This is a genomic window from Ruegeria sp. AP12 (genome assembly GCF_056540025.1).
The window spans coordinates 92,196-104,160 of record NZ_JBQFVZ010000001.1; the positions used below are offsets into that span (position 1 = coordinate 92,196).

The window sequence follows — 11,965 nt, forward strand, 5'->3', positions numbered from 1 at the left end:
TATAGAAATCAGATTTTTTCTTTTTTTTGAGAAAGGATTGGATTTTACCCGACGTAGGTAGCGCAGCGTTGTGGTCACACACTTCCATACTGGACAGACGGGAAGTTTATCGGCCTCATATTCTGACCCAGCGGAGACGACTTCAGATGACCAATAGCCCCCTGTCCGGATATGACGGACCTTACCCGGCCCCTGTGGAAATCCGGGGCTTTGACGTGAAACCGGAATGGATCGACTATAACGGCCATATGAATGTGGGCTATTACGGCGTCGCCTTCGATAATGCCTTCGAGGTTCTGCTGGTCGAGCATCTGGGGCTTGGTGAACCTCAGGTACAGGCCTACGGGCAGGGGCCGTACATTCTGCAGGCCCATCTGCATTTTTTGCGTGAGGTGATCGCTGGCGCGCCGTTCTACTTTCGGTTCCGATTGCTGGACGCTGATCACAAGCGCGGCCACTATTTCGCTCAGATGATCTCAGAGGAAGACGACGCCGTCTGCGCGACGCAAGAGGCGCTGTTCATGAATGTCAGCCAGCAGACCGGGCGGTCGGTTGCTTATCCGGATTGGGCCATTGCGCGCCTGGCGCGGATGGTGGAGGACCACAAAACCTTGCAGAGCGCCCCTCAGATCGATCACCCAATCGGTATTCGCCGTTAGTAATCGCGTTCGAAGAACAGGCCTATGCCGGTTTCGCCCCGGCCATCGACCGTGCCCCGGACCGTAAAGTTATCGTTCACGTCCAGGTTCAGGTTCACCTCGGTATCGCCCTCGGTGTTGACGGTGAAGTCCGTGTAGAGATTGTCGCTGAGATACGCGCCCGCGCCCAGGCGACCTGCGCCGCCCTCGGTCGCGCCGATATCGATGGTGTCGACGCCGGTAGAGTCGCGCAGCCCTTTGGTGGCGTCGCCGCCCGCACCGCTGAGCTGCGCCAGCGACGCGGCCATTTGCGCGATGATAAACGGCGAGAGTTCCGAGAACCGGTTGCCGAACAACAACATGGCCAGCGCCTCTTCGGCGGGGCGTTCGGGGTCCGAGAATACATCGACTTCCGGGGAATCCAGCGGTCCGGCGATTTCAATCGTGGCGGTTCCATCCGAGGTGCTGGCAGACGATTCGAACTCGATATACGGGGTCAGATCGCCTTGCAGTGTCACGATCCCCTTGGTCAGAGCCAGCCTGCGGCCCAGAATATCGAAATTACCCCGGATCAATTCAATCTGGCCCGAGGGGACAACGGATCGTGTCGTGCCTCCGATGAAAATCCGCCCACCCAGTTCCGCGTTCACGCCGCGCCCGCGCACAAAGACGGCTTTGGGGGCCAGCAGACTGATATCCAGCGCAATGCGCGAGTCGCTTTGGGCGGCTTCCTCTTTCACCACCAATTGCGCCCGTTCGCGGGTGACATATTGCGCGCGGCTTTCGCCGATATGCGTAATCTCGGGGATCGGTGCCGCGCCCACGGCACCCGAGGCGGCGGCGAGGTTGATATTGGTTTCCTCAAACGTGATCTGACCTGACAGGGAACTGTTTCCGGCCAAAGCCCCCGCAATGACAATCTGACCGTTGAGCGTGGTCTCATACAGCAGTTGATCGGTCAGCACGAGGCTATTCAATGCGGTGGTGATCTGGGCGTTGAACGGCGGCGTCAGATCGACCGGGCCAGACACGGTAAACCCGCCACCGGCGCGCATGCCGCCATTCATTGAGATGGTAGCGCGGCTTTGCGCCAGATCAACCGACCCACTGATCCCTGTCACCGTCTGTCCCGCAGTTGGAATCGCAAAGGACGTTCCGGATGTGGTGATAGACCCGCTTAGGGACTCAAGCGCCGGTGCGCCCTTCAGCGTCAGATCGAACCGGGCCGCGCCTTCGATCTTGTTCGGTGTGATGAAGATATTGGCGATGCCAAGGTTGACGCCGCCCTGTGCCCTCAGATCAGCCGTGCCAGCGGTTTCGTCGAACGTCCCCGCCACGGTGCTGTTGATCCCGGCAGGTCCTTCAGCCTTGGCGTCGATGGTCCAGACCCCGTCTGACCGCTTTGCATTGCCGGTTGCCGCGACGGTGCCGGGGAAATCCGGCACAAACCGCTCGATCCGGTTGAGCCTGGCGTCAAAGTCCAGATCGGCAGAGCCATCGGTATCGACCGTTCCGACAAGGCTGGCGTAAGAGCTGTCGGGCCCCTGCAGATTGGCCGTGCCTTCCAGCCCCGATCCGGTTGGCGCAACATTGCCGTCCAGTTTCAGGGGGCCGGTGAGTGTTTCCGACAACCGCCCCAAGTCGTCGAGGGCGGCGGTAAAGTTCAGCCCCCCGGTCTCGCGGCTCAACTGACCCGAAGCATTGGCGGAAAGGGCCGTTCCTTTCAGGCGGAAGGTGCGGATGTTCAACCCGTTCTCATCGTTCAGGGCATCCACGGTCAGGGTCGTGCGCCCCTGCAGCAGCGCATCCACCTGCTCGATCCCCGCGCGGATGTCATCTGCCTTGACGCTGCCGTTCACATCGAAGGCCTTGCTGCCCACTGCGCCCTTGCCTTGAAGCTGCGCCTCGACCGATCCCGCCAGATCGCGGTTTGCAAGGCCCGAGAACAAGGACAGGTTTGGAACATCCACACTGGCCGTACCATCGACCGCAATATCTCCGGTGGGATCGTCAATCGTGGCCGCAACCTGGGCTGTCACGGCGTTTCCGTTGACCTTGGCCTCGCGGATCGTAATCTGATCCTCAGACACGGCCCCGTCAAACTCGACCGAAGTTTGCCCTGTCAGAAGCGGATCGATATCCGCCATCCCGGTTTTGATGTCCCGGCTTGTCATGCTGGCCTTACCATCAAACCGAGGCGTTTTAACGGCCCCGCTCCCTTGGACGCTGGCGTTGACCGACCCCGCCAGATCGCGGCCCGCAAGGCCCGAGAACAGCGTCAGGTCGGGAATAGACGCACTGGTCGCGCCATCGAAAGCAATGTCGCCGGTTGGATCGTCAATCGTCGCCGCGACTTGGGCCGTTACGGCATTCCCGTTGACCGTTGCCTCGCGGATCGTGATCTGATCTTGCGACAGCGCCCCGTCGAATTCGACAATGGTTTCGCCTTTCAGAAGGGGGTCAATCTCGGCCATCCCGGTTTTGATGTCGCGTGCCGTAACGCTGGCTGTGCCGTCGAATTCAAGGGTTTGAACCGTTCCGGCCCCTTGCAGGCTGGCCTGAACCGAGCCGCCAAGTTCGCGTTTCGCCAGACCGGAAAAGACTGACAGATCGCGCGCGGATAGTTTGGCCTGACCGTCAATTGACAGGTTGCCATCAGGGGTTGTGACCGTCCCGCTTGCCTGCGCCCGTGCCGCATCCGCAATCAAGGTAAAGTCGCGCAGGGTGATTCCATCGGCTCCGCGTTTGGCATCGACTGTGATGGTTGTCTCGCCCCGGATCACCGGATCGATGTCGTCGCGCCCGGTGGACAGATCGCTGCCCTTGACCTCTAGCTTGACGTCAAAGCTGCCCTCCAGCGGTGAGCCTTTGCCCACCAGCCGGGCTGATGCCTGCCCGCCCAGCTGCAACTGCGCGAGATCAGAGAACCGGGACAGATCCGTTGCGTCCAGCGAGGCCGAGCCATCCACGGCCAGCCCGCTGGTCAAACCGCTGATCAGCGCATCGACGCCCAGCGTATAGTCCGAGCCCACCAGCTCGAACCCCGACAGGTCAAGCGACTGATCGCTGCCATAGTCGAACGCCCCGTCCAGCGTGATCCGGTCCCCCAGCGCGGTGTTCATCGCAGGGTCTGCCAGATCAAGCCCGTCCAGCGCCGCCTGCACGTCGCCATCGACGTTGACGATGTCGCCCTGTTCCAGCGTGCCCTGCGCGGTGATCTGCGCCCGGTCCAGACTGATCTGAGGCGATTTGAACGCGTTGGCCGTCAGACTCAGGTCCCACAGATTGCCATTCGCCTGATCGAACAGGGCCGAGATTTGAGCGGCTTCAATCGATGTCTCACCGCCCGAGGCTGGCAAGACAACAGTTTCCCCATTGGGCGGCGAGATGCGCCCTTGCAACGCTGCCAGTTGCAAGGTCCCACCCGCCGCCAATTGCAACTCGCCTTCCAGATTCAGGGCTTGGGACGTGAAATCCAGATCGCTGATCTGCAACGCGCCTTCGGGCTGTGTCTTGCCGTCGACAAACAGGCGTGTGTCCTGACCAAAGAATACGTCCATGTCGTCGGCGACAAAGGGGGTCAGATCACCGCTTAGGTCCGCAGTGAAGGCAATCCCGTCTTCGGCCGTTTCATCCTCGGCCGTTGCCGAACGCAACCTGACCTGACCGGCCACCCGTTGCTGGTTGTCGCTGCTCAGTCCGATATCGGCGGTGAAATCGGTCAGCGGCCCTGATCCCTTGGCGGTCAGTCCAATGGGCGGGCTATCGGGGATTTTCAACGCCGTCGAGATCAACCCGCCCGAAGCTTCGGTCACGTTCAGATCCAGATCGATCTGACTGTTCGAGTTCTGGAACCCTGCCGCCAGCGTGATCTCATCCCCTGCACGGTCCAGCCTTGTAATGTCGAGATTTGTGTCCAGCGTACCGTCCGCCAATGAAAGGTCGCCAGTGACGGTCAGTTCTGCGGCCACGCCGATCAAGGGCTCACCCAAGGCCAATTCATCGATCCGGATCTCGCCGATTTCGATTGAGACCGGCAATTCCGGCAATTGAAACGGCTGGGTTTCTGCTGACGGGGGTGGGGCCTCGGTCGTTGTAGTGCCCGGAGCGCGGGCCACGTCGATCTCTTGCGCGGTCAGGGCGTTGACCGAAAACCGGCCCCGGATCAGGGCAAGACGGTTCCAGTCCAGTTCCGCCCCTTTGATCGTCAGCCAGACGCCTTCGTCATCGGCCACCGTGATCTCTTCTATCGTTGCGCGTGAGCTCAGCGCGCCTTCCAAGCCTTTTACAGTTACGTTCTGATCGTCTCCCGACAGCGTGTCCTGCAGGAACCGCTCGATCATGCTGCCGCCTTCGTCCTGTGCGTATGCCGAAACCGGCGCGCAGGTCAGTGTGACGACCAGAACGGGGTATGAAAGACGCTGTATCAAAAGGCCTGTCCGATCCCGATGTAGAACTGCAACCCGTCGCCCGTGTCGCCCTGAACGGGCACGGCAAGGTCAAAGCGCAGCGGGCCAAAACCGCCCAGATCATATCTGACCCCAAGCCCAGCCCCGGCATGATCCTCGGCCCCGGTGCCGACGAATGAGGACGTGTCTACAATACCGTAGTCATAAAACCCAACCAGCGACAGGGTGTCGGTGATCTTGCCGCGCACCTCGCCAGAAAAGCCCAGGAACGATTTGCCGCCCGCAACGCCGGTGCCTACCGGAATGCCAAGGCTTTCAAACGGTTGCCCACGCACCGTCCCGGCCCCGCCCGAGAAGAACAGAAAGTCCGGCGTCACCCCATCCGGTGGTGGCCCGATGACCGAGCCCAGCTGGACCCGCCCCGCCAGAACAAGCCGGCCGCCGGTTCCAAGGCTGGTATAGGCGCGACCGTCAAAGAACAGCCGGATGCCGGTATCCGTACCCGAAAGCCCAACAAACGGCATGACCTGCGAATCCAGATAAAACCCTTTTGTCGCACTGACCTTGCTGTCGCGCTGATCCCATTCGGATCGGAATGGCAGGATAAAATACCGGAACTTGCGCCCGTCACCATAGGCATCATCTGCGTTCGACCACTGAAAGCCCGCCGACGCCTCGGCGTATAGCTGATCCGAAAAGGTGCGCCGTGCACCATAAGCCAGCGAGGCGACGGTCACGTTGTAATTGTCGGTGTTTCGACGCTCCAGCAGCGCGCTCCAGAAGGTGTTGTCGTCGGGGCCCAGCCGGTCGGGTTGATCCAGTCGCAGGCCAATGCGTCCATCCAGATCCTCGGCCCCGCCGATATTGCGCAGGGCGGCTTCGAACCGCAGACGTTCGGCCCGGCGAAAGACATTGCGGTGGGTCCAGGTGGCGGTGACGTCGACACCATCGCGGGATGCAAGCTCGACACCAAAGGTCAGACGGCGTTTGGGCAGATCTTCGAAGGTTGCGTCGAAATCCAGCGTCCCATCGGGGTTTGGCGTCTCACGCTCTTGCAGGGACACCACGTTGAACGTCCCGGTGCGGCGCAAGCGGGTGCCGACTTTCTGGATTTTGGCGGGCGAATAAACCTCGCCGCTGGGAAAGCCAGCGATCTTTTCAATCGACCGGTGACGAACATCGGTGTCGCCCTTGATGAACATCTGGCCAAAAGTCAGTCGCCTGTCCGGGTCCAGATCAATCTCGGCGTCCAGCCGCGCCTGGGCATGGCGCGCGATCACCCGTTGCCCGGCCACACTTGCCTTGGCGTGGCCCGCATCGCGCCACGCCTGAACACCGGCCGAGGCCGCCTGTTGGATCGCGCCCGTGGTGGCCAGCTTGCTGGTGGCGAATTCCTCGGGCAGCACCGTGTCAGGGGCCAGAGGTTGCACAACTGCCGTGCCGAATTTGAAGGTCGGGCCGGTTTCCACTGTGATAACCGCGCGGTTGATCTGATTGGGAACGGTGAGCGAGCTCATCTCGGCCGCTTCCTGCCCGTCCAGTTTGATACTAACGACCGGGCTGAAATACCCCTCGTCATACAGGATCTGTACCAGCGTCCGGTAATCCGACAGGGCGGCAGACAGAATTTCCAGCGGCGTGTCCAGCCCGCGATCTTCGGCGGTGGCGACGGAAGAGGTTTCTTTCAGGCGCTCGACAACTTCCTTGGGGGCTCCGGGGGCGGTCAGTGTGGTTTCCAACGCAACCAGCGTTGTTGGCGCAAGGGCGGTGACAGCGCCCAATAGCCAGCATCTCAGACCGCGTCGCGGCTTGCTTCCCTGCATCAGTTGGCTCCAACTGCCCCCGAGTCGAAATCTCTTGTGCCGTGTTTCTGCACGGCTCTTTGAATTCAAGTTAGAGCATCTGAAACCGTTTGGGGGAAGGGGTTAATCGCGCGATGCGCCGAATTGCCGTGATCCGTGACCGCGTTACAGCCCGGCGTTGCGGACCCATCGGATGATGGCATCGCGATCTTCTGGTTCCATAAAGGTCACATTGGCCGGCGGCATCGCATGGGTCACACCGGCCTGCAGGTAGATCTGCTGCGCGTTGCGGGCAATATCCGCCTCGGTTTCCAGCAAAACGCCTTTGGGGGCCCAAAGGATGCCCTCCCAAACCGGCTCACGTGCATGACACATCGAACAGCGCCCCAGAACGATATCATGTGCCTGCTCAAACCCCTCGGCAGCCGCGAATTTCTGTTCATAGGGCGTCAATGGCTGCGCCTCGGCCTCTTCAATCGGTTCATACATCGGTGCGGTCGACAGCCACATGATGGCGATGAACAGCAAGGCGGTTGCCAGCCAGGTCCAGGTGGGGTTGCCTGCACGCGCGTGGCGGGTGTTGAAATAGTGCCGGATGGTGACGCCCATCAGGAACACCAGCGCGGCAATGATCCAGTTGTACTGGGTCGCGAATGCCAGCGGGTAGTGGTTGGACAACATCAGGAACAGAACCGGCAGGGTCAGATAGTTGTTGTGGGTCGAGCGCAGCTTGGCGATCTTGCCTAATTTCGGGTCGGGCGTGCGGCCATTCTTCAGATCATCCACAACGATGCGCTGGTTCGGCATGATGATGAAGAACACGTTGGCCGTCATGATCGTGGCGGTAAACGCCCCAAGATGCAGCATCATCGCGCGCCCGGTGAAAATCTGGTTGTAACCCCAGCCCATAGCCACCAGCAGGACGAACAGCAGTACCATCAACAGGGTTGGACGCTCGCCCAGACCGGATTTGCACAGAAAGTCATAGACCAGCCATCCGATAGTCAGGGACGCTGCCGAGATCAGAATGCCTTGCCACAGTGCCAGATCGGCCTTTTCGGCGTCGATCAGGTATAGTTCTCCGCCGACCCAGTAGACGATCATCAATAGCGCCGCACCGCTGAGCCAGGTCGAATAGCTTTCCCATTTGAACCAGGTCAGGTGGTCGGGCATCCGCTCGGGCGCGACCAGATATTTCTGAATGTGGTAGAAGCCGCCGCCATGCACCTGCCATTCCTCGCCATCCGCAGGGCCGGGGATATTGCGGTTCAGGCCCAGATCCAGCGCGATGAAGTAGAAGGACGATCCGATCCACGCCATGGCCGTGATCACATGCAGCCAGCGCACGGCAAATGCCATCCAGTCCCAGAACACGGCAAAGTCGTACATGAATGAGGTCTCCGATTGGTTGCCGCCACACTAGGCAAACGGGCTTTTCTTCGGTATTCCCGTATATTGTCAAACTGTATCAAAAAAAACGATAAGATGTCCTATCTCGACAATATCCGCACCTTCGTCAGGGTTTATGATCTGGGCAGCATGTCCGCCGCCGGGCGCGATTTGCGGATTTCACCCGCCGTGACCTCGGCCCGGATTTCTCAGCTTGAGGATCATCTAGGCGTGCGTCTGTTTCAACGCACGACGCGGAACCTGTCACCGACCGAGCAGGGCAAGGCGTTTTACCCCGGCGCGGTGGCGGTGCTGGATGCGGTGGATGAGGCCGAAGCGCAGGTGACGCATCTGACCGAAGCCCCGCGTGGGTCTCTGTTCGTGGCGGCTCCGCTGGGGGTGGGGCGGCGGTTGCTGGCCCCGCATGTGCCTGATTTTCTGGCGGAATATCCCGAAATCGATGTGCGTTTGCGCCTGACGGATCGATCCGTTGACCTTACGACCGAGGGGTTGGATCTGGCCTTTTTCATCGGTCAGCCCGAGGACAGCACCTTGCGCATCCGCAAAATCGCCGATTGCCAGCGCGTGCTGTGCGCCGCCCCTGACTATGTCACGCGGCGGGGGATGCCTGCGACGGGGGCTGATCTGGTGAAGGACAAACACGAATGCCTGAACCTGCGCTTTCCCGGCGCGACCGAGTTTCAGTGGATGCTGGAAACCGCCGACGGCCCGAAACGCTATGCGGTGTCAGGCCGGTTCGAATGTGACGACGGAGACGTCCTGACAGATTGGGCGCTGTCCGGGCAGGGCATTGCCATGAAGCCGGTGTTTGAAGTGGCCGATCACCTAAGCGCGGGTCGTCTGGTGGCCGTCGCGCAGGATACGCCGCCCGTGCCGGTGCAGATGGCGTGCCTTTATACACACCGCCGCCATCAGGACCCCAAGGCGCGCCTGTTCATGGATTTCATGATCGAGCGGATCGGAAAAGTCGTCCGAAACTCGGAATTGCCAGCCGGGTAGCGCTCCTGCCCCTGTTTGTGCCGTTCCGGCACCGCACAGCGTTGGGCCGGGCGCCGCAGCTGTGCTGCGGCGCGGGTGCGACGGGATCGGGTGTGGCGTTGCCATTGATAAAAGCGCAACCGCGCCGGGCCCGCAGGGCGCGGCGCTGGGCCCAACGGGAAGGGACCCTGAAAGGGTCTCTGACCGGCGGGAGGGTTAGCTGCCGCGATAGGTCGAGTAGCCGTAAGGGGAAAGCAGCAGGGGCACGTGGTAATGTGCGTCGGGGTCGGACATACCAAACCGGATCGGCACCTGATCCAGAAACAAAGGGTCATCCCCGTCTTGTCCTGTCGCGCGCAGGTAATCGCCGGCGAAGAAGATCAGCTCGTATGTGCCCGTCTTGAATGTCTCCTGCGGCAGGATCGGGCTGTTCGTGCGACCATCGGCATTGGTTTCCATCTCGACCAGCTTGCGATGGGAATTGCCGGACACGCTGTACAACGCGATTTTCAACCCGGCGGCGGGGCAGCCCCGGGCGGTGTCCAGAACATGAGTTGTCAGATAGCCTGCCACGAAAGCCTCCCTCAGATACGTCACTTTGCTGTGACACAGTGTGGCGCAAAGATCAAAACAGGGGAAATGCCGAAAGAACCGGAAACAGCGTTCGGATTGATTTGATAATCATTGGCGAATTTCTAGGATAAGCCTGTCGAAACATCCAAAACCGGAAGACGCCATGCAACCGCCTCGATACCCCCGCGACATGATTGGATACGGTGCCAACCCGCCAGCGGCGCAATGGCCGGGCGGGGCCAAGCTGGCCGTCCAGATCGTACTGAATTACGAAGAGGGTGGCGAGACCTGCGTTCTGCACGGTGATGCCGCGTCCGAGGCGTTTCTGTCCGAGATCGTCGGCGCGGCGCAATGGCCGGGGCAGCGTCATTGGAACATGGAATCGATCTATGAATACGGCGCGCGGGCCGGGTTCTGGCGGCTGCATCGCTTGATGCAGGACCTGCCGATCACGGTTTACGGCGTGGCATCGGCTTTGGCGCGGTCGCCGGATCAGGTGGCCGCGATGAAAGACGCCGGTTGGGAGATTGCCAGCCATGGGCTGAAATGGGTGGAACACAAAGACATGCCCGAGACGCAGGAGCGCGCCGAAATTGCCGAGGCGATCCGGCTTCACACCGAGGTCGTCGGTGAGCGCCCGCGCGGCTGGTACACCGGGCGCTGTTCCGAGAACACGGTGCGTCTGGTGTCCGAAGAGGGCGGGTTCGATTATGTCGCCGACACCTATGACGACGATCTGCCCTATTGGGCACAGATCGACGGTCGGGATCAGCTAATCGTGCCCTACACGCTGGATTGCAACGATATGCGCTTTGCCACGCCGCAAGGGTTCAATGCGGGCGATCAGTTCTTTTCCTATCTCAAGGACAGTTTCGACGCATTGTATGAGGAAGGGCAGGCGGGGGCGCCCAAGATGCTATCCATCGGGTTGCATTGTCGTTTGATTGGGCGACCGGGCCGCGTCATGGCGTTGAAACGTTTTCTGGAATACGCGCGCAGCTTCTCGGATGTGTGGTTTGCCACCCGGTTGCAGATTGCTGAACACTGGGCACAGACCCACCCGCCGCAATCCCATCCGAAGCCGTCGCAGATGGGACGGGACGCGTTTGTCGAAGCCTATGGGGGCATTTTCGAACACTCGGCCTGGATTGCCGAGCGGGCCTATGATCTGGAACTTGGGCCTGCGCATGACACCGCAGGCGGGTTGCACAACGCCTTGGCGCGGATGTTCAGGTCGGCCTCTGAGCCCGAGCGGTTGGGGGTTCTGACAGCGCATCCTGATCTGGCGGGCAAGCTGGCGCAGGCCAAGCGGTTGACGCAGGAAAGCACGTCCGAGCAGGCCTCGGCCGGTTTGGACGCGCTGACGGATGAGGAGCGCGTGGCCTTTACCGAATTGAATACGCGGTACACTGAAACGTTCGGATTTCCGTTCATCATTGCGGTGCGGGATCATGACAAGGCTTCAATCCTTGCGGCCTTTCAGCGGCGGATTGAACAGGATCGCGATACCGAGTTTGCCGAGGCCTGCCGTCAGGTTGAACGCATCGCCGAATTCCGGCTGCGGGACGTGTTGCCCTCATGAGCCGCCGGATCGTTGCCGAGCCGCTGACCGCTGAGCAATTTGCGCCTTTTGGTGATGTAATCGAAGGGTCCGGCGATGCCGACAAGATCATCAATCAGGGGCAGTGTGGCCGGTATCATGATCGGGCGCTGCTGGATTTCTCTGACGGGCGCGCCGGGATCAGCCTGTTCAACGCCAACCCGCGCGCGCTGCCATATGCGCTGGATATGGTCGAGCGGCACCCGGAGGGCAGTCAGGCCTTTATCCCGATGACCCATCAGCCGTTTCTGGTTGTCGTAGCACCCGATGAGGGAGGGCAGCCTGGGCGGCCCAGGGCCTTCATGACACGGGCCGGGCAGGCCGTGAACTATCACCGCGCTACGTGGCATGGGGTGCTGACGCCTTTGCATGGTCCGGGCCTGTTTGCCGTGGTGGATCGCATCGGTGAGGGTGCGAATCTCGAGGAATTCTGGTTCGACACCCCCTATGAGGTGATCGCGGGCTGACCCCGGAAGGCTCCCGCCCGGTCAGAACGCATCGAAGATGCGCGCTGACCCGTTGGGCCCGGCAGCGCGCGGGCAGGCCCGCCCGCTG

Annotated in this window: 8 protein-coding genes; 4 read left to right on the top strand and 4 right to left on the bottom strand. The window is 61.0% G+C overall.

Translation table 11 applies throughout. The features are described from left to right. The first annotated feature begins 146 nt into the window (after nucleotides 1-146). Nucleotides 147-659 carry a thioesterase family protein gene (locus ACR0E6_RS00465; protein ID WP_480580127.1) on the top strand — a complete coding sequence of 171 codons (513 nt, stop codon included), beginning with the start codon at nucleotides 147-149 and terminating at the stop codon, nucleotides 657-659. On the opposite strand, the gene ACR0E6_RS00470 is transcribed toward ACR0E6_RS00465, so the two are convergent. The 3 genes from ACR0E6_RS00470 to ACR0E6_RS00480 form a co-directional block, all read right to left on the bottom strand. Further along, the gene (locus ACR0E6_RS00470) at nucleotides 656-5,065 is read right to left on the bottom strand and encodes a translocation/assembly module TamB domain-containing protein (RefSeq protein ID WP_480582178.1); all 4,410 of its coding nucleotides are present in this window, start codon (nucleotides 5,063-5,065) and stop codon (nucleotides 656-658) included. The genes ACR0E6_RS00465 and ACR0E6_RS00470 overlap by 4 nt on opposite strands. Next, nucleotides 5,065-6,870 carry a BamA/TamA family outer membrane protein gene (locus ACR0E6_RS00475; protein ID WP_170454377.1) on the bottom strand — a complete coding sequence of 602 codons (1,806 nt, stop codon included), beginning with the start codon at nucleotides 6,868-6,870 and terminating at the stop codon, nucleotides 5,065-5,067. The genes ACR0E6_RS00470 and ACR0E6_RS00475 overlap by 1 nt, the downstream gene beginning before the upstream one ends. 144 nt (nucleotides 6,871-7,014) lie before the next feature. Further along, on the bottom strand, nucleotides 7,015-8,238 hold the full coding sequence (locus tag ACR0E6_RS00480; protein WP_480580131.1) for a urate hydroxylase PuuD: 1,224 nt from the start codon (nucleotides 8,236-8,238) through the stop codon (nucleotides 7,015-7,017). Nucleotides 8,239-8,334: 96 nt separating this feature from the next. Here ACR0E6_RS00480 and ACR0E6_RS00485 point away from each other — a divergent pair, with 96 nt between their 5' ends. Beyond that, a complete protein-coding gene (locus tag ACR0E6_RS00485) occupies nucleotides 8,335-9,258 on the top strand; it encodes a LysR family transcriptional regulator (protein WP_480580134.1) in 924 nt (307 codons plus the stop codon). A gap of 195 nt (nucleotides 9,259-9,453) precedes the next feature. Here the strand turns inward: ACR0E6_RS00485 and uraH are convergent, their stop codons facing one another. Further along, nucleotides 9,454-9,810, bottom strand: a complete 357-nt coding sequence (gene uraH / locus ACR0E6_RS00490) for a hydroxyisourate hydrolase (RefSeq protein ID WP_480580137.1) — start codon at nucleotides 9,808-9,810, stop codon at nucleotides 9,454-9,456. A gap of 163 nt (nucleotides 9,811-9,973) precedes the next feature. On the opposite strand from uraH, the gene puuE reads away from it, so the two are divergent. Then, a complete protein-coding gene (puuE, locus tag ACR0E6_RS00495) occupies nucleotides 9,974-11,392 on the top strand; it encodes an allantoinase PuuE (RefSeq protein ID WP_480580140.1) in 1,419 nt (472 codons plus the stop codon). Further along, nucleotides 11,389-11,877, top strand: a complete 489-nt coding sequence (locus ACR0E6_RS00500) for an ureidoglycolate lyase (RefSeq protein ID WP_480580143.1) — start codon at nucleotides 11,389-11,391, stop codon at nucleotides 11,875-11,877. Before puuE ends, ACR0E6_RS00500 begins: the two co-directional genes overlap by 4 nt. The last annotated feature ends 88 nt before the right edge of the window (nucleotides 11,878-11,965 follow it).

What these genes read in the sequence shown, in the direction of transcription:
- ACR0E6_RS00500 (WP_480580143.1), top strand. Translation starts at nt 11,389, where the DNA reads ATGAGCCGCCGGATCGTTGCCGAGCCGCTGACCGCTGAGCAATTTGCG.
- ACR0E6_RS00485 (WP_480580134.1), top strand. Translation starts at nt 8,335, where the DNA reads ATGTCCTATCTCGACAATATCCGCACCTTCGTCAGGGTTTATGATCTG.
- ACR0E6_RS00480 (WP_480580131.1), bottom strand. Translation starts at nt 8,238, where the DNA reads ATGTACGACTTTGCCGTGTTCTGGGACTGGATGGCATTTGCCGTGCGC.
- puuE (WP_480580140.1), top strand. Translation starts at nt 9,974, where the DNA reads ATGCAACCGCCTCGATACCCCCGCGACATGATTGGATACGGTGCCAAC.
- ACR0E6_RS00475 (WP_170454377.1), bottom strand. Translation starts at nt 6,870, where the DNA reads ATGCAGGGAAGCAAGCCGCGACGCGGTCTGAGATGCTGGCTATTGGGC.
- ACR0E6_RS00465 (WP_480580127.1), top strand. Translation starts at nt 147, where the DNA reads ATGACCAATAGCCCCCTGTCCGGATATGACGGACCTTACCCGGCCCCT.